The organism is Amycolatopsis stemonae (assembly GCF_054781455.1).
In genome coordinates this window covers 19,698-41,820 of sequence record NZ_BAAGUJ010000027.1, presented here as the reverse complement: position 1 = coordinate 41,820, position 22,123 = coordinate 19,698, and the positions used below count along the sequence as shown (strand labels likewise).

The window sequence follows — 22,123 nt, the reverse complement described above, 5'->3', positions numbered from 1 at the left end:
GGCCGCTCCAGTCGCGAGTCGGGAGCTGCCCTAGCGATGCCTCCTGCATCACCCCACAGCCCCCCGCCGCGGCTCGGCGGGCACGCCAAAGTTCAACACTCGGCGTGCCCGCCAAGGGGTCCTTCGGCTCCGTCGGCAGCTCATCCAGCGAGCTTGGCATGCTCAGCCGTCGGGGTGGTTCCTGGAGCCTCAGTCCCAAGTTTCGCCGCGGTCGTGCCGCGAAAGGACATCCCGCAAGTTGATCGGCTCGCCGGCACCCAGCCGCGCGGACTCCTCCAGCGACTGCGGCGACGGGCCAAACAGCAGCCGCGGGCACCGGTCACACGACTCCTCTGTGGACTCGGATTGCCACGGACGTCCGCAGCTTTCGCACACTCCCAAGCCCAGCAGATGCGCTTCAGTCTGCGGGTGGAGCGTCGGAATGCCGTGCTCCCAACGGGTTCGCGCAGCGAACACCGAGAGCATGCCCGCGGCCAGCCGCGCCGCATGTTTCCACGTGGGGTCGTCGGTGTGGGTCGCCAGCTCGTCGTACAGCCTCGACGCCGAGGAATACCCCGCCTGCCTAAGAAAAGGATCCTCATCCTGGCGATACGCTCGCTCGGCCTCGTCCAGCAACCGGTTCAACTCAGCCCGCGTCAGCCCCGAGTTACCGCCCGCCGGGGCGCCGTTTTTCCGCCACGGAGTGGTGCGGCTCGCTTGCGCCCGGGTGTAGGGCTCATCCCCCTCGCGGGCCTTCGCTCGCGTCCGGCGCTTGCTGCGTGCGTTCTTGGTCATGATCGCCTCTCACGGCCGGAGCCCACGCCATCCGACCGGCCGCGATCGACCACAGTCCAATGGTTACGCAATGTGCACGTGAGTCCCCAGACCACCCGGCGGGCGGGCATCGACCCTTGTCCTCGTCGCCATCCTCGCCCTGCGTGGGAGGGGGACAGCTCGGAAGCAGGCAGCGACGTGCAGCAGCCAGAGCCCAGGTTATCGCAGGTAGCAAGGCCATGACGGTCGTGGGGCGGCCTTCTGGCGAGCCGCCGCGCGGTTGTGGTCCGGGTTTCTCGCATCGCCGCCGGCAGAGCCCCACCAGCCTCGGAGCCCCGCCGCCCAAACCCGAGCTGGCATCTCCTTCGGCGCCAGCCGCTACAATGTCCATTGAGGACTTTGTCAACCTCAACCGGTGCCGGGCCGCTGTCCTTTTGGGGCAGGGCAGCGCCCGCGCCCGGCCTTCTCTCTCCGCCGCTCGGCGAAGCCGCTGCAGTGCCCGCTCACGACTCCGGAACGCGCACGCTCTCCGGTGGCTTATCCAGGCGTAAGCCCTTGAACGCCGGCTTGCGGAGCCGACCGTCCGCCGAGAATTCGGCGTACTGCACGTCAGCCACGAGAACCGGCTCCACCCAGCGCGCCACCCGCGAGAACTCCCGCGGAATCCCCGCGGTGAACGGCGACGTCGTACGTTCCAGGCTGCCGAAGCGCGACAGCAGGAGTTGCAGCATGTCGTCGGTGAAGCCGGTCCCCACGTTCCCCAGCCACACCAGCCGGCCGCCGTCGTCGTGCGCGCCCACGAGCAGGGCACCGAACGAGCGGGCCCGGCGGCCAGTCCCCGGTAGCCACCCGCCGATGATGACCTCGGTGGTCGGCCGGATGGGAACCTTGATCCACGCCGAGCTTCGCTCGCCGGGCCGGTACGGCGCGTCCGCCCGCTTCGCGACGATGCCTTCCAAACCGTGCTCCTTGGAGACCTCGAGCATGGCTGCCGGGTCGATGCCCGGAAACGCCGGCGGCGTCGTCACGTGGTCCTCGGCAAGGTTCAGCTCATCCAGCAGGTCACGACGCCGGTGGTACGGCAGAGCCATCGTGGAATCGCCGTCGAGGGCCAGGACGTCGAAGACGTACAGGAACACCGGCACCGCCGCCAGCAGCGCACGAGACGGGCGCTGAACGTGCATCCGGCGCTGCAGCAGCCCAAACCGAGGACGACCGTCCTCAAGCGCCACGATCTCACCGTCCAGCACCACGTCACGGCCATGCAGCAGCTTCGGCAGATCCCCCAACTCCGGGTACGTCGTCGTGATCGGCGTCTGTCGCCGCGAGAACACCTCCAGCTTCCCGTCGACGACTGCCGCGCACGCGCGGACACCGTCCCACTTGAACTCCGTCCACCAACCCGGCCCGCTCGGCGGCGTCCCGCGGGTGGCCAGCATCGGCGCCGTCGGCGTCGGCCGTCTCGACTCAGTCGCCGCCATAACCGGCATCGTCACCCGAACGGCGCAACTCCGCACCTTGTGCACCCGAAGCAGCCGGATCACCACACGATCGTGATCGGCGATCGGACGCTGCCGCGTGGACACACGACGTGAACGTCAGCCAGAAGCCGACCGACATGGACTACGATGCGTCCTCAACACGGCCCGACGGTCTATGCGTCGGGCACCGGCTCTTGACCTGGACCACAGGTTTCGAGCCGAGCAGCCGCAACGTGCGAGAGGGATGTGGAGGGCCGATGCCGACACCGGACCGCCGCATCGGGCTTGCGCGATAGCCGGCCACCATTGACAGAACCGGACTCGCTAAGGACCTGTGCGATGTAAGCGAAACCCGCCCGTTCGGCCCCTTCGGGGGAATCGCTATACCCGAGTTCGTCGCCGCAGTCGGAGGCGCGGACCTCGGTCAACCGTTCACGTACCGGTTGAGCCGAGGCTGCGCCCATTTCAAGATCCACCGTAGGCCACCAGTTCTCAGCTCACCGGCAAGCAGCCGGAAGGGCACCCTGTCCCGTGGAACTGGTCAAGGTCATCATCACGCTCACCCTGGCCGCCCTCGTGGCGCTCGTCGTCATCGTGGGCCTCATCCGGAAGACGCCTCCGATGCGTCTCCTGCTTCTGCTCAGCCTCGAACTGCTCGCCGTGCTTGCCCTGTGCACCGGCAACCCGCAGCTCGTGGAAGACATCGTCAAGGCGTTCGTCGACGTCTTCGGCGGATAGGGGCTGACCCTGGCTGAGGTGATGCAGGACGAATCACCTCAGCCGGGTCCCGGCCATCCGACGCCGCCCCTGGACACTTTGGTCACTCCGGGTCTTGCAGTCGGCGGTGGTTAACGTGGTGCAGCTTCTCGAACGCGCCAGTGAAGGCTCGCGCGAGTTCTTCGGCCAGAGTGACGGCGCGGGTGAGGTCGGCGGCGGCCGCGGTGGTGTGGTGGCCGGCTTCCTCGGGGCTGTCGGCGTAGAGCGTGGGATCCTCGGCGGTAAGGGTGGCCAGCCGTTCGGCGAGCTGCCGCGCGAGCGGGGAGAGATGCCCGGCCAGGGTGGCCAGGTGGTACGCGTCTTCCTGGACATCGGTGGCCCGGGGCACCGTGGCCGCGATGCGCGGTCGCGCGGCCACTGGGCCGATGTTCATCGCTCGCATGGCGTAGCGGGTCAGCTCGACGGCGGTGCTCAGCGCGTCGGCCAGGCCGTCGCGATCGTAGGGATGCCGGTCCGGCCAGTACTTCGCCACCAAATCGTCGGCGGACGGCCGCCCCTCGGGCATGGTCATGATCGTGGGCCTCTTCAATCGCGGCGGACGGCGAGTCAAGCAGCTCGGTCGCGGTCGTCGGCACCGCGCTCCCCCACACCTCAGCCGGCGCGCTGGTCCCGCAGTTCCTCGGTCAGCAGGCGCATGCCTGCCGCGCCGACGTCCCACCAGCCTTGCGGGCCGCGCGGGACAGCGAACGCGTCGATGAGGTCGTCAGCCAGGTCCCCCTCGCCGGCCAGGTGCCGGACGACCGCGCGGAACGCGGCCAACTCGGCGGCGGGCACATCGGTCAACGCGTCGCGCAGGTGGCGGTCGCTGTAGGACTTCGCCTGCCCGGCGCGCAGCAGGGCGTCGGCAATCAGCCGGGGCACCCGGCGTGCCATCTCCTGCATCCGCGTTTCCCCGGCCAGGCTGGGTGTCCGGCCGATCCAGTCGGCCAAACGCGCGTCCGCCAACCGCGGGTTATCGACCGCTTGGGTCGCGATGCCGAGCAGCATCGTCTCGACGGCATCCGGAGCGCCGGTCATGCGGCTTGTCCTTCCGTGAGCTGGGCGTAGGGGGGAGTGCACCCGCACCTCGGCCGGACTTCCGCGTCCGAAAATCCGCATTCGAGTGATCGTTCCTGATCACCACGTGGCCTACGAGGACGGGCGGCCGTGCCCCTCCCGGCCGGGATAACGAAGCCCGAACTCGATCGTGTCGATGTCCGCGCCGCCGTCGACCAGCTCGACGGCGGCCGCCAGCACCGGCTGAACCCGCTCGCGAATCAACCTGGCAACCTGATCCGGGCTCAGGCCCTTGCCAGCCAGCATCGCGCCCAGCCTCGCGGTCTCGACGTTCAGATCCGCCCAGCCGGACCGATCACTCATGATCATCACTCCTCGGCGTGTCTAGCGCGGCTACAGCGGCACCTGATTGTGCACGCGGCCGCGGCCGCGTGGCTACGGCTGAAGAAGGCGATCGGCGGCCGCGCGTACAACGTCACCCGTGGTCACCACCTTGGCCCGCAACCGCGCCCGCTCCCGAAGCTCCTGTTTCGTCAGCAGACGGTCAACTACTGCCAGCTGCTGCAACCGCCGCACCGCGGACGCCGAGGTCCACCACGTCGCCCGGCGCAGCAGCTCGGTGACGTCGTCGGGAACCTGAACGCCCAGCCGCCCCCCCCAACACACCCCGCGAATCGCGCTCGACCCCCCAGGGATGACCCGACAGCACAGCTTGACCGTCCGGCACCGGCTTCCACCGGCGGCCCGTCCAACCGCGTTCGGCAAGCTCGGCCAGGACGTGGTGCACGATCACCGAGGACTTCGTGTCGAAATGCAGCCCGTCGCGTCGGCGGCGAGCACGCTCCGCCTCCAGCACAGCACGCGCCTGCCGGCGCTCCCCCGGATCGGGAATCCGCCGGACCCGGTCCTGCTGCGTCCGCCACCACACGGACGAGGCCTCGACGTGCAGCGCCAACGCTGCCTCAACCCGCTCGGCAACATCCTCCGCAACAGCCACGACAAACCTGGTCGACACAGCACCAATGTAGCGCCACAATCAACATTTTATCTACGTAGATTCAAAGCACCGGCCGGCCGCCGACCTCCACTGACGAACAACCCGGCCGTCACGGAATCATCGTTCGACGGATCAGGCCCCGCACGACCGGATCGTCGACGATCCCAACGAGCTGGTCGACGAGCGGGCGCAGGAAATCGGGGCCCCACTTCGTGTTCTCCGGCTGCAGCAGCCACCAGTGCATCGACCACGCCAGGATGACCGCGGTGTACGGGCCGACCTCAAGGGTCACCAGCTCGCCGCGCCGCATCAGCGCCGCGCCGTCCGGGTCCTCCGCGAGGTACGCGCCGACCTGGTCGTTGAGACGCTCGAACAGCAGCGGCGCCCATTCAGTGAGGACGGGTCGCACGGAAGCCCAGGGCAGCACCCACGACAAGATCACGACGTTGTGCGGGACGGTCCGGATCGTGACCTGTTCGCCCTCCAGCTCGCGCCGGGCGGCCCGCCGCAGGTGCAGCAGTTCCTCGTCGTTCGGCATCACCGGCTCTTCCGCCACACCCGTGACCCTACGAACCACCCAATCGGCGCGCATGAACCAGGCAGGGCAACCACGACGACCTCGCCACGACGACCTCGCCACGGGACCGCCCGGCCGACCACGTCAGCCCCGCTGAACCGAGGTGACCGCAACCCAGCTACGCCTCGGCCATGGCGGGTCAGGTCGGCTGCGGGCCCGCCGCCTTCGCCACCAGCAACACCGTGAGCCGCTGCGCCCACTCCGCCGCCGTCGAGTAGTCGCCGATCGCTCGTGCCCGGTTCACCTGCTCCACGCACGCGTCGACGCTCACCACGTCGTCGCCGGCGTCCGTGGCCAACTCGCCGCCACGCACCACAACCGCGCCCTGCGAAGCCGGATCCCCGGCCAGCCCCGCCGCCGCGAACCGCCAGCGCGGGCCACCCGGCAACGGCTCGAGAACGACCGGCAGATCACCGAACTGCGCGACGTCGACACCAAGCTGCTCAACCAGCGCCCCGAACGTACCCGGCCGGCGCCCCCGCCCGCCTTCAGCCGCCGACGTCACCAGCCTGTGCCTGTCGACAGGCTCGCCGATCCAGCCTGCATCACGAGTTGCCACCTACTCCCCCGTCGCATCATCCGGCCGCGGCCGCCGCCTCCTCCACCACCACGTCGTCCGGCAGAACCGCCAGCGGCGCCGCGGCCAACGTGTCCACCTTGTCGTAGAACTGCGCCACCGTGACCTGGCCGGCCTTGGCGTCCTGCCAGACGTTGCTCAACGTCTGGCGGAAGTCATGGCCGCCCTTCCGCTGAACGTTCTCCGGATCCATGCCCCGCGCCGTCGCAAACTCCCGCCAGCGCTCCATAGACAGCGCGCACGCGACCCGAATGCGATTGCGCCCCACAGTGACGATTACCACCTTGTTGTCGTCTTCGATCAAATTCCGAAATTCGGTCCAATTCAGGCGGACCCATGTCGTTGTCTTCTCGATAAACACAACCACGAATGTTACCACTCTTACCACTTTGTGCCAAGCCGGCAGGTCGACCGGCTTCGCGTCGTGGCCTACGGGGGCTCGCCGCCCCCGGACCCCCGCAGGCCTGCGGAGAGAGGGGAAAAGCCCTGGCAGCCTCACCTTTTCGAGGTGGTTGGGGTTTGGTGCTCTCTCCGCTGGACCTGGCGAAGTTCTACCCGACGGGGGCGGCGGGCCGCAACCAAAAGCGCGTTGCACCCCACCACCCCCGCCGGGTAGCCCCCACACCAGGCCCAGCGGAGAGAGCACCAAACCCCCGAGCGCGAGCCGCGTCACGCCCTGCGGGCTGTGACCCGGCTCACGCAAAAAAAGTAAGTGGTAAGAGTGGTAAGAGTGGTAAGATTTAAGGGTAAGGAAAAAGACGGGGGAAACCCCGGAAAGGAAATCAAAAGTGACCGACGCGCAGCAGCTGATCGAAGCCGACACCGAAGTCTTGAGCAGCCTGCTCCACCACGCCGGGTTCACCTTCGCCCGCTACACGAACCAGGCCCCGTACCTCGAACACCGGCAGACCGGCGTCACCATCCACGCCGAGGAAGACGGCTACCTGATCCACTACCCGGCCGCGCACGCGCCGCGCAACCTCGCGACGGTCGAACTCACCCGGCAGACCACCCACCGCGCCGCCGCCGAAGTCGCCTGCGCGCTCCGCCTGGTCCTCGGCCAGACGCACGCCGGGTGATGCAGCCGGGATCACCCCGCCCCATCCGTTGACCAACACGCCCCGGCCGGGGCGGCTCACCTTCCACAGATCACCGCCCCGGCCGGGATTCCCTCGCAACGAAGGAGAACCCAGTATGCCCCGCAAACCCCTGCCCGCAACGGCACAGGTAGTCCAGCCCGGCGACACGGTCAGCATGCGGCCGGACGGCTCCCCCGAGCACGCGGTCATCGCGAAGGTCACCGCGCACGGCCTGTGCGCGTTCGCCTTGCTCGACCTCCCCGTGAACGTGCGCTTCCGGCAAGACCACATCCTCTACCTGACTTCCGCGCCGCGCGTTCTGACGTTCGTCTGCCCCAACTGCCGCACCGAATGCAGCGCCGTTTACGACCTCGTGGACGGAATGCCCAACCACGCGTGCCCGGCAGGCTGCCGATGAGCAGGCACCGCCTCACCCACGCCGAGCCCAGCGTCTACACCGGACCCGACGTCCGCGAACTCCTGCTGTTTTTCAACGCGCTCACCCTGCACCAGGACCGGGCCGCCGCCCGCATCCAGAACGACGTGTCCCGCTCCGGCGCGAACTTCCTGAACGCCGCACAGCGAGAAGCCTTCCACGAACTCGCCGCGAACTACGGCGGACAGGCACTCGCCTACGCGCAGGAGTACCCCGGCGACCACGACATGAGCATGACCGAACCGGCCACGCTCTTGATCGAGACCGCCGCCCACGCGGGCCGCCAGCTCGCCGAAGACCTCGGCATCCCGCACCGCGTCCCCGATCACGGCGTGTGGGCGATCTCGCGCGCCACCCTGACCGCGTTCGCCTTTATCAAGATCAAGTACGGGCACGACGAGTCGGAGAAGCGCTACCGCCGCGCCGTCCGCGCCGTCCGCAGCCTCGCCACCGGCGACGTCCCCCGACTGACCGCCGCCCTGTAACCCCTCAGCTCTCAAGTCCCGGGGTGGCTCCGGCCACCCCGGGGGAAGGAGGCACCCCAAAATGGGCCGCCGCACCTACACCGACGAAGAAAAGGCGGCATTCGCCGCCGCCGACAACGCCCTCGTGGACGGGGCGAGCAAGGTGCTCGCCGACCCCGCCGAACTCGAGCGCCTGGTTACGCAGTTGCTCACCGTCCGCAGCCCGCGCGTCCTGCGGTTCTCCCTGCGGAATCAGGCGCTGGTGATCAAGCAGGCCAGCGAACGCGGGACAACCCTCACCGACCTGGACACCGCCAAGGGATGGGGCGAGCGCGGCCGCTGGGTCACCGAAGAGGAGTACGCGCGCCCGTACCGGCTCGCCGTCCCCAAGGGAACCGAGACCGTCGACGGCGACGCCGCCGAGCACGACGGCCAGGACCACGGCGAGGACACCGACAACGGCGACGGCAAGCAGACCCGAAGCCGGTTCCGCATGCGCCCGTACTACGACTACGCCCAGACCGAAGGCCTGGACGACACCATGCCCGGATTCCGGCCGTCCACAGTCGACAGCCCCGAAACGGTGCTCCGTGAGGCTCTGGCCGACCAGCTCGACCGGTTCGGCTACACCGTCGTGTTCGACGGCGTCGACACCGTCGAGATCAACGACGACGCCGAGCCGCCCACCGTCGCCGTGCCCGCCGCCGACCCCGTGACCGGCATGGCCCGCGCCCTGGGGTCGGTGCTCAGCCGCCCGCCGAAGGAGCGCCCGCGCATGCGGCCCAGCACGCGGACCCCCGCCGCCGATGCAGACTGGATCACCGACAAGCCGATCGGCGCCCGCCGCGTCCGGCTCGACCTCGGGAAGTACCGGCCCGCCGTCGCCTGGGCGATCCCCCACCCCGACAGCGGCACCGTCGTCTACAAAGTCACCGGCACCCGCCTGTCCGGCTCGTTCACCGTCCACAGCACCGACGCCGTCGAGCACGCCACCCCAACGGCCGCCACGATCCGGTACGGCGACTGGTCCGAACGCGACTATTACATGGGCATGCAGGCCCCCTACCTCCCGACCGTCAACGGCATCGAGGTACACGGAGCGTTAGGCGGGATCACCCCCGACTGGCTCGACAACCTCGACGGCCGGACCGCGCGCCCCCGGCGCACCGACGACGGCGGCCGCACCAGCTACGAAGCGCCGGACAAGACGGCCGACCGGACCGCCGCCGTGCTCCGCGCGATCCTCGCCGACTACTTCGACCGTGACGACCTCGCCGAACTGCACCGCGCCCGCGCCCGCCGGGAAGCCCCACGCAGCCAGGCCGCCGCCGCCCGCGTCGTCGCAGGGCTCGACGAGCAGATCAAGACCGCGACCGCCGAGCGCGCCGCCGCCGCCGACGAGGCCGAGCGATACGCCGCGATCGCCGACGAGCCCACGGAGGACCGGTGAGCACCCCGAAGCCGCCCGCCGGGCTCGACCACTGCCACCGCGTGAGCGTCGTACTCGACCTCGAATGCGGACACCGCAGGGTCTACCTGATGCCGCTCGACAGCGTCGCCGCCCACCCGCTCTACGCCCGCCCCGGTACACGGTGGCGGTGCCAGGGATGCGCGGCCACCCTGCCCGGCATCCGGCACGTGGTCGCGACCCGCTACGACTACGCGTGCGCCCCGTGCGAGGCCGCCCCGCTCGCGCTTCCGGCCGCCGCCACGCCGAACCCGCCGCGCCCCCAGCTCTACCAGCCCGAGCACGAGCACGGCCCGCACGACACCGCCGGACACGCCATCGTCCGAGCCATCCCCACCCGATACCGCCTCCCCTCGAGCGTCCAAGACATCACCTGGATTCAACAGGCCACCTGGATTTCCGGACCGCACCACTTCGGTCGCGCCGTCGCCGCCGTCCGGCAGCTCAACAACGCCGAACCGGACGCCGGACCGCACGTCATCGTGCCCGTCCACACCGACGGATGCCGCCGCGATCACTGGTGATGCCGCCTGCATAACCACGACCCGGCCGCCGGCCGCCGCCTCAGCGGCTGGCCGGCGGCCGGGTCGCCGAGTGACCTGAATCACAAATCAAGCAAAGTGGTAAGAGTGGTAAGAGTGGTAAGATTTAAATATCAGTGAGAGGCCAGCTAGACCCGAATGAATTTCGCTGATCGTCAGTCACAACAATCACAAAGGAACGCGCAATGAGCCCAACTCAAACCCTGGACATCTTCAGTACGGAAAACGCCCAGGAATCCGACCAAATCGCCGGTGAATCCACCACCGAAACCGGCAGCTCCGCCGCACCGATCGAACTCACCGAAGACAGCGACACGCCGCAGCAGCCCGGCGCCATCCTCGCGACGCCGATCGAAGAGCTGAACTTCACCGCCCGGACGTACAACTTCCTCAAGCGCGGCACCATCAACACCGTCGGTGACCTGACTTCACGCACCGAAGCGGACCTGCGCGACATCGACGGGATCGGCCCCAAGTCGGTCGACGAGATCAACCAGAAGCTCACCCCCCTGGGCCTGACCTTGACGGACGCCGCCGCCGAGGAGCAGACCGCCGACGAGCAGGCCACCGGCGACGACACCAAGCCGGATCAGCCCACGCCCGTCGAGGAGTCGGAGCCGGACGGGGTGAACGTCGAACTGCTGGATCCCGCCGTCGTGGCTCCGCACCCGTTCAACGACCCCGAACGATCGGAACCCGAACCGGGTGACCCGGAATGGGACGAGCTCCGTAGTTCCGTGATCGAACACGGCGGCAACTTCGCAGCGGGCCTAGTCGTCACCGTCGCCGCATTCCTGCGCGCGCGCCCCCAGCTCACCGGCGAGCTGCCCCGCAACGCGGAATACGTCGCTATCTACGGCCACCGCCGCCGCGCCGCCGCCCTGGACACCGGCAACCCGTTCAAGGCCGAAATTGACGACAGCGTCATGGAGAATGACGGCGACCTCCGGCGCCTGAACGACGAGAACAAGGGCCGCAAGGGGTTCACCGAGCTGCAGGAAGCCCGCATGCTCGCAAAGTCGATCAACGCGGGAGTCTCGCAACGCAGGCTCGCAGCCGTCCTGAACGGGTACACCCAGCCGACCATTTCACGGCGGCTTGCCCTGCTGCACCTGGCACCGGAAGCCATGGACGCGGTCAACGGCACCAGCGAACTGTACGTCGACGAGACCGGGAAGCCGAAGAAGCTCCCCATGGCCGAAGCAGCCGTGATCGCCGGAAAGTTCCCGTACGCCGACCCCGCCCAGAAGTTCAGCAAGCAGGAATCGAGCCTCGCCCCCGAGCAGCGGAGCGCCCAGACTCACGTGCTCAAGACGCTCAACACACGCGGCGAGCAACCGGGATGGAACGCCACTCGTGCGTGCGAGTACGTAGCGCGAGTGATCGACTCGGTTACCACGGCAAAGAAGCTGAACGTCGAAATCATCAGCCCGCGCAAGATGTTCGGCCCCGAGATGCACAACCACCGCCTCACCGACGAGGCGGGCATCACGAAGGCAACCAGGGCCGGAACGCTGGTCGCCGAAGTCGACAGCACCAGCGGAGATCTCGTCTTCTACACCACGGCCAAGCCGAAGCCGAAGAAGACCGAGCCGACCGGGACCCAGCCGACCGGGACCCAGCCGACCGGGACCCAGCCGACCAAGACCCAGCCGACCAAGACCCAGCCGACCAAGACCGAGCCATCAGCGTACGAGCTGGCGATGAAGGCCGAGGAGAAAGCCAAGCGCGAAGCGCGAGCGCTCCGCATGCCCGCCCTGACCGCCATGGTGAAGAAGCACCCGGCGCAGAAAGACATGGTGTGGCTCATGGCCCGCGACTACCACAACGGGTTGGCGCAGCTCGCCGGAAACGGCGACGCCGGGCGACTCGCGGAAAAGCTCTGGCACGACGCCAACCTGGAGCCGACACTAGGCGACCAGTTCCGCGAGCAGATGGAGGCCAACGACGACCCCAAGCTCGACTTGCACGCCGCATGGGTGCGGATGTGCGCCGCACGAGAACTCCACCTCCGAGCCCGCACCGGCCACTGGGGCGCCATCGAACTGCAGTACTTCGAAATGCTGGATCGCCTGGGCGGCGGGTACAACCCGACCGAGTGGGAAGCTGGGCAGTTGGAACTCGCCCGGCAGAAACTCGCCGCCGCCGAGGACGAGTCCAGCGAGGACCCCGACGACGCGGACGAGGCCGAGGACGCGGACGACGCCGACGAGGACGCCGAGGACGCGGACGACGCCGACGCCGACGACGCGGACGCCGAGGACGCGGACGACGCGGACGATGCCGAGGACGCCGACGACGCCGACGACGAGGACGCGGACGCCGAGGACGCCGACGACGCGGATGCCGAGGACGCCGACGACGCCGACGACGCCGACGACGAGGACGCGGACGCCGAGGACGCGGACGCCGAGGACGCCGACGACGAGGACGCCGAGGACGCCGACGACGCGGACGCCGAGGACGCCGACGACGAGGACGCGGACGCCGAGGACGCCGACGACGCCGACGACGACGACGCGGACGCCGAGGACGCCGAGGACGCGGACGACGACGAGGACGCGGACGCGGACGACGCCGACGCCTAGTAGATAGCCGAGTTACCCCCCATTTCCCGGGGGCCGGGAAGATCCCGGCCCCCGGGTTTTGGCGCGTGGCCGGATGTCCGCAGCCCGGCGCATCGAGCGCCGGCCCGCGGCCGCCGCCGGGGCGCGTCGCCTCACACACGGCGCTGCCGAGCCGAGCCGCAAGGCGGCGAGCGCACGCCGCCGATGACGAGGGCTACCGCCACGAACATGCGCGCGCCGCACCCGAACCGCCTACATCACCGATCCAGGCTGCATCGCCCCGGCCAGTAGGCAGGCGCGACGTGCGGCAGGAGCGGCCGAAGACCAAGTTCGCCTGACCCGCGTATAACGCCTTACGCAGCCGGGCTGTGCGGGTCACGGCCGCCCCGCGGCCGGAGCGTGCACCCGCTTTCGTGGCCGAGGTGGGCGCCGTGATCACCCCCCGTCCCGAGCAGCTGTTGCGAAGGTCAGGCTCAGCTGGGCGATCGTCACCACCGCCAGCGCGATGCGTCGCCCCAGCGCCCGCGTGAGGGCGCAGAGCCACCGCCCGGCCGCACGCGGTCATGGACTAAGCAGGATGGCCCGCGCTGGCCTGATCGCTCACCTCAACGCTCGCGGTCCCATCCGCGGGAGACGGCACGCGAACCGGTGCGAGCCCGACCTGGCGCAGCTCCTTTGCGGACCAGCCGCCGCTCTTCGCTGCGTTCCAGTCTGCCGACGTCGCGTGCGTGGATGCCGCAAGTGCTTTCTTGGTCGCCTCGATGACGGCGTCGAGGTCCTCACCAAGCGACTCAGGTGCGACCGAGCGGGTCGCCGTCGCCGAAGCCAACAATTCGCGGAGTCGCCGCGTCGTTTCCCAGGACTTTGCCAGCGGCTCGATCAGCCGGACCTTTTCGGCAGCCCGCAGCGCCTGCAGCTCCTCGGCTGCTGTGATGACGTTGCTCCCCATGCGGACCACGGTACGCGTGCGGCGGTCGTACGCGCCCACGTCACGGCCGGGGCGCTTCCGGCGGGCGGCGCATCGAGCGCCGCCCGCCGGATCCTCGCAGGGCGCGTCGCCCGCTGCTCGTGCAGGCCCGCGTCCCAGCCGGGTGCGGTCGGCGGCCGGGTGCCTTCCGGCGGCCGGCGCATCGAGCGCCGCCCGCCGGAGCGCGCACGTCGCGGCCGGGTGCCGCCACAGCCGCGCGCCCTCGCCGTCAGCGCTCCGCTCAGGAGCAAGATACGGTTTTCCTATGGAAAACCGGTGAAAATCCTCCGCGTCGGCGGCGGTTGTGGCACAATGGGCAGCGGGGGAAAGGGAGCCAGGGGAGATGCCGACCCAGCGCCGCAGGGGACGCCTGGACGGTGAAAAGCGAGACAGAACGACCGCGCCGATCAACTGGTCGGCGTCCGAACTCGCAGTCATCGCGGCGGCCGCAAGTGCGCGGCAGCAGTCGAACACCACGTTCATCGCCAACGCGGCACTCGACGTCGCGACCGGCCGGTTCGGCCCGGTCAACGCGAACGGAGAGGCCCGCGGATTCACCGCCGACGAGGTCGTGGCGATCCGCCAGATCGTAGAGGAGCTCACGACGCTCCGGCGGCTGCTGGCCAACGCCGCCGGGTCGTTGAACCAGCTTGCGGCGGCAGCCAACAGCGGCAACCCGCCGACCGAGGCAGCGGTTGACGGCGCGCGGGCTTACCTGCTGCAGCGAATCGTGCAGTACGACGAACTCAGCGCCCGGGTACTCGACCTCATCGAGCCGGAGTAGGGCGGCCGCGGTGATCGTGAAGGAGGCCCCGCGGGGCTCACACACCCCCGGCCTGCTGGCCTACCTGTATGGGCCCGGCAAGGGACCTGAGCGCGGCGGCACCGTCCACATCGATCCGCGAACGATCGCGAGTTGGGACGGCCTGCCGGAGATCCACGTTCCCGCACCGCGCGCCGGCGGCGGGCAGTCGATCCGCGCCATGGCGCGCACGATCGACCTCCCCGCCCGCTTCGCCGGGCGCTCGCCGACGAACCGGACCGGGCACATCGTGGTGGCCAACCATCCGGACGACCCCGTACTCAGCGACGCGCAATGGCGCGAGATCGCCGAGACGACGATGCGCCGCGCCGGGCTGTGGAACGGCCCCGACGACCCGGCCGCGGTGCGCTGGATCGCCACCAGGCATGACGACAACAGCATCCACATCACGTACTCGCGCGTCCGCGAGAACGGAAGCGATGCAGGCTACATCAACTACACCCGCGCCTGGGAAGCCATGCGCCACGAATACGAAGCCCGGTTCGACCTGGTGCCGACCGGGCGCGCGGACGGCACCAGCCGACGGCCGTACCACCAGGCCGAAGCGAGCCGGGCGAAGGCCGAGCAGAACAAGCTCGGAGGTGACCCGCAGGCGCTCCCGGATACCGCGCAGCTGCGCCACTGGTGCACCATCATCGCTCTGGAGGCAAGCTCCGAAGAGGTCTTCGTCAGCAGGCTGCGCGCGGCCGGGATCACCGTCGCCGAGCAGCACGACGCGGATGGCGCCGTCATCGACTACCGCGTCGGCGTCCGGTCCGACAGCGCCGGGCAGTCGGTGCTCTACAACCTCGGCAAGCTCGCGCCGGAACTGCGCCTGAGCGAACTGCGAACAGCCTGGACGACCCCCGCCGAGCGGGCCACCGCGCCGGCCGCCGCTGCGGCCGACGCGCTCGAACACGCCGCAGCCACCGCGCCCGACGAGCCCACCGATCCCGAACTCGCCGAGATCGGCCGCGCCGTCCGTGACGTCCTGCACGCCGCCGCGGCCTACACCGACCTCAGCGAACTTCGCGCCGCCGCCGAAGCCGCTGAACGAGCCAGCCGCCTTGCGGCCCAGATGCCCGCGATGCCGGCGTTGACCCGCGGGCCAGCCGCTGAAATGGCCCGCGACCTCCGGACCAGTACCGCCATCCTGCTGCACGCCCGCCACAACGACGAACGCGACGACGACACCGCAGCCCGGATCGTCCTCGCCGTCGCCGCCGTCCTCATCCAGCTCGAAGCCTGGCACGAACTTGCCGAGCGGCGAGCAGCCGCGCACGCAGCGGTCACCGCCCGCGAACGCGTCCTCGAGGCCCGCCGAGCACTCACCAGCCACCGGCCGGTTGCCCAACAACCAGCCACTTCCCGGCCCGTCGCCGGAATCGACTACAGCGCCGCCAGGACGACCGCGCCGAGCACGCCGCCGGACGTCCCCCGCCGCCGCTGATCCGCGAAAGGGGGCACCACCATGACAACCCGAGAAGAAGTTCCTGACACCATCCCCGGCGGCCACGTGCGAGAGGGCGCCGCCGTTGTGCAGACGCTCGCGCAGATCGCCGCCGTCCGACGCGACATGATCGAACGCCGCCACCTCGAAGAGATGCGCGACATCAGGCACCAGCAGGAACGCGCCGAGATGCTGCAGCGGCAGGCCGAGCGGGATGCCGCGCGCAAGGCGGAAATGGCCGAGCGGGATGCCGAGCGCAGGGCGGAAATGGCCGAGCGGGACCGGCTACGTGACGAGAAGGCCACGGCGCGGGACGCCGAACGCAAGGCGGAAATGGCAGCACGTGACGCCGAGCGCAGGGCAGAAATGGCCGAGCGGGACCGGCTACGTGACGAGAAAGCCGAGGCGCGAGACGCCGAACGCAAGGCGGAAATGGCAGCACGTGACGCGAAGGCGGACGCGCGGGATGCCGAGCGCAGGGCGGAAATGGCCGAGCGGGACCGGCAACGCAACGCCGAGATGGCCGCCCGAGAGCAAGAACGTCGGCTCAACCGGATCGACCAGCTCAAGGGACGCACGGAACGAGCTGCCCGCGACATCAACGCGGCGATCGCCGACCTGGCCGAAGCCGAGCGCCGACTGAATTACCTGCGGGAAGATGCGCAGCTCAAGCACGCCGACTTCGACGAAGCACTCGACCGGAACCGTCCAGACTATGAAATACGCAGGCTCCGGGACATCGCCAACCGCGCCGACGAAGAAGTCCGTCGAGGGATCGCCGCCGTCGGCAAGGCCGAACTCCGAGTGGAAGACGCAACCGCCCGGTACGACGCCGAGCTGCGTTCCCTCCGGGCCGCCGTCCGCGACTTCAACGAGCACCAGGCCGCTGCCGCGCCGGCGACCGAGGCACCCGGCACCGAACGGGAAGCCGCTTCGGAGCGAAGGCCCGGCCCGGACTCGAACAGGGCTGGTGATGCAGCCGGTATCAGTGATGACGCGACGGCGTCGGGCGCGGGACAAGCACCGGAGACTGATCAGGCCGGACGCGACGCGGGCGCACAGGCAGAACCTGACCAGGACATAGGCCCCCGGGACGGGCGCATCCCAGCCTTCGCCGAGCGACTGGATACGCCCGGCGTCCCCGACGACCGCCTACGGCGCCTGGCAAGCGCTCCAGCTCAGCTGGAAGCAGGGCCCAGCGCGCACGCACAGGCCAGCAAAGCGCTCGTTATCGCCGACGCTGAAGGCGCCGAAGCCCTGGCCGCCGCCGAACGCGTCGCCAACCCCGCAGGAAGCGCCGCCGCGGCCGCAACGAACACGCCATCGACTGCCTCGGCTCCCTCGACTCCGGTGTCCGAGCAGAGTCGCACCCGGAGGACACGATGACGCACAACGACGAATCCGACCGGATCACTTCCGACGACGCCTCAGCGGCGGCGGCACTGGTGATCAACCCCCCAGAATCCTCATCCGATGCGCCTGCAGCCCTCAGCCCCGCTGAATTGCCACTCGACCGGCTCGTGCAGGCCGAACGAGCGATCGACCTGCTCACCCAGCGGGTGCGTAAGCTCGAACGATCACTTGCCGGCTCCGGAAGACGGACAGACTGATGCAGGCGGCATCGCCCTACATGCGCCGGACGCGGAGATCTGCGAATTGCTGTGATGCAGCCTGGATCAGGCAGGCCGCCCATGCGCGATCCAGGCTGCATCACCACTTCGGCCAGCGGGGCTCGATGCGCAGCCCGGAATCCTCCTGATGGGAGCACGGGTTTGCGGGTGCTGGTGGTGCTCCGACGCGGGCCCAGAACGCCGCGACGTCCGGCTCTTCCGCCGGGTTCGCACTCCAACTGAACCCGGCTCCACGAGCAGCGGCGGCCCTGGCGAGTACGCGGCCGACGCCGCGGCGCCGGTGCCGAGGCTCGACGTGTAGGCCCAGCAGCAGACCGCGCCGATCGACTGGGCACAGCGACAACTCCACCTGGCCGTAGATCGTTGCGCCCCACCGCAGCTGGATCAGCCCTATCCCGGCGCGGACGGCGGGCGGGACGACGACCAGCTGCAGGCTGCGGGGCTGGACCTGGTCTTCGGTGACCTGCGCGTCGGTCGAGGGGTCGATCAGCGCCCACCGGCCGCTGTCGGGCCGGTTCGCGCAGTGCAGGCATACGAGCTCGCGGAGGTTGTAGTCCTGGTTCGGGGTCTCCTGCAGCTGCCCCGGTCCCAGCCGGTGCCCTGCGGGACAGCGACGAGGCAGATGCTGCGGTCCGGTCACCGGTCGCGCCCAAGGCCACAGCGGGACGTCGAGGTAGCGCCCGGCCCGCGCGGCACCCGCCCCCGCGCCATCGCGGCGGCCGGCCGAGTCAGCGGAAGTCACGGCTCTTGCTGGCGAGGGCACGGAGGTCCAGCGGGGTGACCTGGTCAGCGACGACCGACGCGGTGCCCTGAGTGACCTGGGCCTGCCCCCGGATGACCAGCGCCGAGCTGGTGGCCAGGATCTGACGGAATTTTGTCCAGGTCGCCGGATGCACGATCACGTTGATCATGCCCGTCTCGTCTTCGAGGTTCAGGAACGTGATTCCCCCGGCCGTGGCCGGGCGCTGCTTGTGGGTGACCGCGCCGCCGACGCGGATCCGGCTGCGGTCGACGACATCCAGGACCCGGGCGGCCGGGACGACGCCGAGCCCGTCGAGGTGCTCGCGCACGAACTCCACGGGGTGGCCCCCGGGCGTGATGCCGGTGGCCCACACGTCCGCGGCCGCGACCTCGAGGGCGGTCATGCCCGGCAGCGCGGGCGCGTCCACGCCGGTCGCGATCCCGGGCAGATGCCCGGCCCGCGTCCGGGCGGCCGCCCCGGCGGCCCACAGGGCCTGCCGACGGTCCGGGCCGAGACCGGCGAACGCGCCGGAGGTGGCCAGGGCCTCGGCCACGGGCTGCTTGAGCTGGACGCGTTCACCGAACTCGCCGATGCTGCCGTACGGGCCGCCGCGGTCCCGCTCGGCGACGATCGCCTCGGCGACGTCGGTGCCGACCTGCCGGATCCCAGCCAGCCCGAGCCGGACCGCCACCCCGCCGGTCGAGTCCGGCTCGGGCTCGAGGCCAGCGTGCACAAGGCTGGCGTTGATGTCCGGTTCGCGGACGCGGACGCCGTGGCGGCGGGCGTCGGCCACCAGGGACTGCGGGGAGTAGAAGCCCATCGGCTGCGCGCGCAGCAGCCCGGCGCAGAACGCCGCCGGGTAGTACCGCTTGAACCACGCCGACGCGTACACCAGCAACGCGAAGGACATCGAGTGCGCTTCGGGGAAGCCGTAGCCGGAGAAGGCGTGGATCTGCTCGAAGATCCGGGTGGCCAGCTCGCGGTCGATGCCGTTGGCCTGGCAGCCGGCGAAGAACCGGTCCATCAACGCCATCATCTTCGCGTTCGAGCGTTTGGCGCCCATCGCGCGGCGCAGCTGGTCGGCCTCGGCCGCGCTGAACGAGGCGACGTCGCGGGCCATCTGCATCACTTGCTCCTGGAACAGCGGCACCCCGAGCGTCCGGTCCAGGGAGTCGGCCAGCAACGGGTGGGCGTGGCTCCAGGTCTCCTCACCGCGCCGACGCCGGATGTAGGGGTGCACTGATCCACCCTGTATCGGACCGGGGCGGATCAGCGCGACCTCGACGACCAGGTCGTAGAACTTCCTCGGCCGCAGCCGCGGCAGCGTGCCGAGCTGAGCGCGGGACTCGACCTGGAACACCCCGATCGCGTCCGCGGCACACAGCATGTCGTAGACCGCCGGGTCCGCGAGGTCCAGCTCCCCGAGGTCGACCCGACGGCCGTGGTGTTCGGCGACGAGGTCGATCGTGTAGTGCAGCGCCGAGAGCATCCCGAGGCCGAGCAGGTCGAACTTGACCAAGCCGATGGTCGCGCAGTCGTCCTTGTCCCACTGCAGGACGCTGCGGTCCTTCATGGTCGCCCACTCGACCGGCACGATCTCCGAGACCGGGGTGTGGGCGATGACCATCCCGCCGGAGTGCACGCCGAGGTGGCGCGGGGTGTCCTCCAGCCGCGCGGCCAGTTCTCGGACGTCGTCGGGGACGCCGTGCCCGCGCTCGCCCGGCGTGTCGGCGTCGGCGACGCGGTGCCATCGGTCGACAGCCCTGGCGAAGGCGTCCTGCTGGCCGGGGCTGTGGCCGAGCGCCTTGGCCGCGTCCCGGACCGCCGAGCGGGCGCGGTAGGTGATGACGTTGGCGACCTGGGCGGCGTGCAGCCGCCCGTGCCGTTCGTAGACGTACTGGATCGCTTCCTCCCGCCGGTCGGATTCGATGTCGACGTCGATGTCGGGTGGCCCGTCCCGCTCCGGCGCCAGAAACCGCTCGAACAGCAAGCCCCACCTCACCGGATCGGCGTTGCAGATCCGCAGCGCGAAGCAGACCGCTGAGTTCGCCGCCGAACCGCGACCCTGCGCGAGGATGCCGCGCTCGCGGCAGAAGCGGACGATGTCCCACACCACCAGGAAGTAGCCCGGGAACCCCAGTTCCTGGATGACGGTCAGCTCGTGTTCGAGCTGGGCGTAGGCTTCCGGCGCCTCCGCCGGTGTCCCGTACCGGGCGGCCGCGCCCTCCATCACGAGGTGCCGCAGGTACGCGTCCTCGCCGGCGTGCCCGGCCGGGACGGGGAACGGCGGCAGGCGCGGCGCGACGAGCGCGAGGTCGAACGAGCACTCGACCCCGAGCACCGCGGCGCGGGCGACCGCGCCCGGGTACCGGCGCTCGAACACCCGCAGCTGCTCGGCGCCCGACCGTAGGTACGCCGTCCCGGCCGCCGGCAGCCAGCCTTCGAGGTCCTCGACCGACCGGCGCGCGCGGATCGCGGCGACGGCGTCGGCATGCCAGGAATCCTCGGGGCGCGCGTAGTGGACGTTGTTCGACGCCACGGTCGGCAGCTTCAGGTGCTTCGCCATGGCGGCCAGGTGGTCGTTGTGGGTGCTGTCGAGCGGCTGACGGTGATCGATCAGCTCCACCGCGACGTGGCGGTGCCCGAACCGGTCGACGAGCACCTGCAGCTCGTCGGCGGCCGCGGCCGGGCCGCGCTGGACAAGGGCCTGGCGGACGGCGCCCTTGCGGCAGCCGGTCAGCACCTGCACGTGCCCGGCCAGCTCGTCGACGACCTCGGCGACGTCGTAGACCGGGCGGCCCTTCTCCTCACCGGCGAGCTGGGCGTGGGAGATGACCCGGCACAACCGCCGGTAGCCCTCGCTGCTTCGGGCCAGCACCAGCAGGTGAGTGCCCTCCGGGTCCGGCACGCCGGCCTGCGACGCGGACAGCCCGAGGCTCAGCTCGGCGCCATACCCCGCCCGGATCCCGAGCTCACGCGCCGCGGTCGCGAAGCGAACGGCGCCGTACATGCCGTCGTGGTCAGTCAGCGTGATCGCGTCGAGCCCGAGCCGGGCGGCCTCCTCGACCAGGGTTTCGGGCGAGGAGACGCCGTCGAGGAAGCTGAAGTAGCTGTGGGTGTGCAGCTCGGCGTACGGCCGACGGCGCTCGCCAACGCCGTCGTCGCTGCTGCGCCGCGTCGGCACATCATCCGGCGGACGATAGCCCTCGCGCTTGCGAGTCCACGCTGGCGAGTCACCGCCGTCGCCCGGCAGCGCCGGACCCCGGCCAGACGCAATCCGCTCGAGCTCCCGCCAGCTTCGTCCCGCGCCACCGTTGAAAACGGACACACTTCACCCCGTGGTACCAGGGCACCGCGGGAAGGACGGGCCAACTTGCACTGTTCGAACGTTCGTGCGAACAGCTCCGTCATGATGACCACTGCCAGCGGCAAGGTCAAATCGAGCGCGACCTCATACAGCTGAATGGGTTACGTCACCCAGCGAGGAGTGACGCCGATACAGCCTGCATCACCGTTGAGCGACGTTGCTGACCGGAAGGTGGCGGCAGCTCCCGCGAAGGGTGACAAGTTAGGCCGATTGCCGTCGACACGACTTTCGTATTGGACCGATAGCCGGGGCCGCTTAGGCTGATTGCCAGTTCTAAGAGGCTGTCGTCGCGTATCATCGCGTGTAGCGCAGAGCCGCCCCCTGGTGGCGACCAGGGGGCGGACTCATCTTGCGTTCGCTGTTAGCGCCGGAGCAGGTGGTCGACCAACTTCACCAGCGCCTTCAGCACATCGAGGACGGGGCCGACCCAGCGGGCCGACCCGTCCTCGT

General features: G+C 69.9%; 23 protein-coding genes and 1 pseudogene. 12 read left to right on the top strand and 12 right to left on the bottom strand.

The features are described from left to right. Positions 1-189 precede the first annotated feature (189 nt). Together ACYVLJ_RS46485 and ligD are read right to left on the bottom strand one after the other, a co-directional pair. The gene (locus ACYVLJ_RS46485; RefSeq protein WP_460443535.1) at positions 190-774 is read right to left on the bottom strand and encodes a hypothetical protein; all 585 of its coding nucleotides are present in this window, start codon (positions 772-774) and stop codon (positions 190-192) included. Positions 775-1,256: 482 nt separating this feature from the next. Then, positions 1,257-2,339 (bottom strand): non-homologous end-joining DNA ligase, encoded by a 1,083-nt coding sequence (ligD, locus tag ACYVLJ_RS46480; protein ID WP_460443534.1) that lies wholly within the window; start codon positions 2,337-2,339, stop codon positions 1,257-1,259. Positions 2,340-2,765: 426 nt separating this feature from the next. Here ligD and ACYVLJ_RS46475 point away from each other — a divergent pair, with 426 nt between their 5' ends. Then, a complete protein-coding gene (locus ACYVLJ_RS46475) occupies positions 2,766-2,972 on the top strand; it encodes a hypothetical protein (RefSeq protein WP_460443533.1) in 207 nt (68 codons plus the stop codon). Between the two features lie 82 nt (positions 2,973-3,054). Here ACYVLJ_RS46475 and ACYVLJ_RS46470 read toward each other — a convergent pair whose 3' ends face one another. The 7 genes from ACYVLJ_RS46470 to ACYVLJ_RS46440 form a co-directional block, all read right to left on the bottom strand. After that, complete coding sequence (locus ACYVLJ_RS46470) at positions 3,055-3,522, bottom strand: hypothetical protein (RefSeq protein WP_460443532.1); 468 nt, start codon at positions 3,520-3,522, stop codon at positions 3,055-3,057. Between the two features lie 80 nt (positions 3,523-3,602). Next, a complete protein-coding gene (locus tag ACYVLJ_RS46465; protein WP_460443531.1) occupies positions 3,603-4,028 on the bottom strand; it encodes a hypothetical protein in 426 nt (141 codons plus the stop codon). A gap of 111 nt (positions 4,029-4,139) precedes the next feature. Next, positions 4,140-4,370, bottom strand: a complete 231-nt coding sequence (locus ACYVLJ_RS46460) for a hypothetical protein (protein WP_460443530.1) — start codon at positions 4,368-4,370, stop codon at positions 4,140-4,142. Between the two features lie 181 nt (positions 4,371-4,551). After that, positions 4,552-5,022, bottom strand: a complete 471-nt coding sequence (locus ACYVLJ_RS46455; protein WP_460443529.1) for a hypothetical protein — start codon at positions 5,020-5,022, stop codon at positions 4,552-4,554. Between the two features lie 91 nt (positions 5,023-5,113). Further along, positions 5,114-5,560 carry a hypothetical protein gene (locus tag ACYVLJ_RS46450; RefSeq protein WP_460443528.1) on the bottom strand — a complete coding sequence of 149 codons (447 nt, stop codon included), beginning with the start codon at positions 5,558-5,560 and terminating at the stop codon, positions 5,114-5,116. A gap of 160 nt (positions 5,561-5,720) precedes the next feature. Then, the gene (locus tag ACYVLJ_RS46445; RefSeq protein WP_460443527.1) at positions 5,721-6,140 is read right to left on the bottom strand and encodes a hypothetical protein; all 420 of its coding nucleotides are present in this window, start codon (positions 6,138-6,140) and stop codon (positions 5,721-5,723) included. A gap of 16 nt (positions 6,141-6,156) precedes the next feature. Beyond that, positions 6,157-6,537 (bottom strand): hypothetical protein, encoded by a 381-nt coding sequence (locus ACYVLJ_RS46440; RefSeq protein WP_460443526.1) that lies wholly within the window; start codon positions 6,535-6,537, stop codon positions 6,157-6,159. Positions 6,538-6,946: 409 nt separating this feature from the next. Between ACYVLJ_RS46440 and ACYVLJ_RS46435 the strand changes: the two genes are divergently transcribed. From ACYVLJ_RS46435 to ACYVLJ_RS46405, 7 genes and pseudogenes are all read left to right on the top strand, one after another. Continuing rightward, positions 6,947-7,237 (top strand): hypothetical protein, encoded by a 291-nt coding sequence (locus ACYVLJ_RS46435; RefSeq protein WP_460443525.1) that lies wholly within the window; start codon positions 6,947-6,949, stop codon positions 7,235-7,237. A gap of 115 nt (positions 7,238-7,352) precedes the next feature. Continuing rightward, positions 7,353-7,655: a hypothetical protein gene (locus ACYVLJ_RS46430; protein WP_460443524.1), complete on the top strand. Its 303-nt coding sequence runs from the start codon at positions 7,353-7,355 to the stop codon at positions 7,653-7,655. Beyond that, a complete protein-coding gene (locus tag ACYVLJ_RS46425; protein ID WP_460443523.1) occupies positions 7,652-8,158 on the top strand; it encodes a hypothetical protein in 507 nt (168 codons plus the stop codon). The genes ACYVLJ_RS46430 and ACYVLJ_RS46425 overlap by 4 nt, the downstream gene beginning before the upstream one ends. Before the next feature lie 61 nt (positions 8,159-8,219). After that, a complete protein-coding gene (locus ACYVLJ_RS46420) occupies positions 8,220-9,587 on the top strand; it encodes a hypothetical protein (protein ID WP_460443522.1) in 1,368 nt (455 codons plus the stop codon). Next, entirely contained in the window at positions 9,584-10,129 is a 546-nt protein-coding gene (locus ACYVLJ_RS46415) for a hypothetical protein (protein ID WP_460443521.1), read from the top strand. The genes ACYVLJ_RS46420 and ACYVLJ_RS46415 overlap by 4 nt, the downstream gene beginning before the upstream one ends. Positions 10,130-10,332: 203 nt before the next feature. Then, a pseudogene (locus tag ACYVLJ_RS46410) lies at positions 10,333-10,593 on the top strand (DNA-directed RNA polymerase subunit alpha C-terminal domain-containing protein); the annotation flags it as partial. Positions 10,594-10,668: 75 nt separating this feature from the next. Then, positions 10,669-12,735, top strand: a complete 2,067-nt coding sequence (locus ACYVLJ_RS46405; RefSeq protein WP_460443592.1) for a ParB/RepB/Spo0J family partition protein — start codon at positions 10,669-10,671, stop codon at positions 12,733-12,735. Between the two features lie 547 nt (positions 12,736-13,282). Here ACYVLJ_RS46405 and ACYVLJ_RS46400 read toward each other — a convergent pair. Next, entirely contained in the window at positions 13,283-13,663 is a 381-nt protein-coding gene (locus tag ACYVLJ_RS46400; protein ID WP_460443520.1) for a hypothetical protein, read from the bottom strand. A 361-nt stretch (positions 13,664-14,024) separates the two neighbouring features. Here ACYVLJ_RS46400 and ACYVLJ_RS46395 point away from each other — a divergent pair, with 361 nt between their 5' ends. Genes ACYVLJ_RS46395 through ACYVLJ_RS46380 form a run of 4 tightly spaced genes read left to right on the top strand, consistent with a single transcriptional unit; the run spans position 14,025 to position 17,543 of the window. Continuing rightward, the gene (locus ACYVLJ_RS46395) at positions 14,025-14,465 is read left to right on the top strand and encodes a hypothetical protein (RefSeq protein ID WP_460443519.1); all 441 of its coding nucleotides are present in this window, start codon (positions 14,025-14,027) and stop codon (positions 14,463-14,465) included. 10 nt (positions 14,466-14,475) lie between these two features. After that, complete coding sequence (locus ACYVLJ_RS46390) at positions 14,476-15,933, top strand: hypothetical protein (RefSeq protein ID WP_460443518.1); 1,458 nt, start codon at positions 14,476-14,478, stop codon at positions 15,931-15,933. A 21-nt stretch (positions 15,934-15,954) separates the two neighbouring features. After that, on the top strand, positions 15,955-17,319 hold the full coding sequence (locus ACYVLJ_RS46385) for a coiled-coil domain-containing protein (RefSeq protein WP_460443517.1): 1,365 nt from the start codon (positions 15,955-15,957) through the stop codon (positions 17,317-17,319). Then, complete coding sequence (locus tag ACYVLJ_RS46380; protein WP_460443516.1) at positions 17,316-17,543, top strand: hypothetical protein; 228 nt, start codon at positions 17,316-17,318, stop codon at positions 17,541-17,543. Before ACYVLJ_RS46385 ends, ACYVLJ_RS46380 begins: the two co-directional genes overlap by 4 nt. Positions 17,544-17,643: 100 nt before the next feature. On the opposite strand, the gene ACYVLJ_RS46375 is transcribed toward ACYVLJ_RS46380, so the two are convergent. After that, a complete protein-coding gene (locus ACYVLJ_RS46375; protein WP_460443515.1) occupies positions 17,644-18,306 on the bottom strand; it encodes a GNAT family N-acetyltransferase in 663 nt (220 codons plus the stop codon). Next, on the bottom strand, positions 18,293-21,634 hold the full coding sequence (locus tag ACYVLJ_RS46370; RefSeq protein WP_460443514.1) for an error-prone DNA polymerase: 3,342 nt from the start codon (positions 21,632-21,634) through the stop codon (positions 18,293-18,295). Before ACYVLJ_RS46370 ends, ACYVLJ_RS46375 begins: the two co-directional genes overlap by 14 nt. Positions 21,635-22,123: the final 489 nt, after the last annotated feature.

Excerpts from the sequence above, each read along its gene's own strand:
- ACYVLJ_RS46380 (WP_460443516.1), top strand. The coding sequence starts at position 17,316 with ATGACGCACAACGACGAATCCGACCGGATCACTTCCGACGACGCCTCA.
- ACYVLJ_RS46395 (WP_460443519.1), top strand. The coding sequence starts at position 14,025 with ATGCCGACCCAGCGCCGCAGGGGACGCCTGGACGGTGAAAAGCGAGAC.
- ACYVLJ_RS46385 (WP_460443517.1), top strand. The coding sequence starts at position 15,955 with ATGACAACCCGAGAAGAAGTTCCTGACACCATCCCCGGCGGCCACGTG.
- ACYVLJ_RS46460 (WP_460443530.1), bottom strand. The coding sequence starts at position 4,370 with ATGAGTGATCGGTCCGGCTGGGCGGATCTGAACGTCGAGACCGCGAGG.
- ACYVLJ_RS46470 (WP_460443532.1), bottom strand. The coding sequence starts at position 3,522 with ATGACCATGCCCGAGGGGCGGCCGTCCGCCGACGATTTGGTGGCGAAG.
- ACYVLJ_RS46430 (WP_460443524.1), top strand. The coding sequence starts at position 7,353 with ATGCCCCGCAAACCCCTGCCCGCAACGGCACAGGTAGTCCAGCCCGGC.
- ACYVLJ_RS46425 (WP_460443523.1), top strand. The coding sequence starts at position 7,652 with ATGAGCAGGCACCGCCTCACCCACGCCGAGCCCAGCGTCTACACCGGA.
- ACYVLJ_RS46465 (WP_460443531.1), bottom strand. The coding sequence starts at position 4,028 with ATGACCGGCGCTCCGGATGCCGTCGAGACGATGCTGCTCGGCATCGCG.
- ACYVLJ_RS46420 (WP_460443522.1), top strand. The coding sequence starts at position 8,220 with ATGGGCCGCCGCACCTACACCGACGAAGAAAAGGCGGCATTCGCCGCC.
- ACYVLJ_RS46400 (WP_460443520.1), bottom strand. The coding sequence starts at position 13,663 with ATGGGGAGCAACGTCATCACAGCAGCCGAGGAGCTGCAGGCGCTGCGG.
- ACYVLJ_RS46485 (WP_460443535.1), bottom strand. The coding sequence starts at position 774 with ATGACCAAGAACGCACGCAGCAAGCGCCGGACGCGAGCGAAGGCCCGC.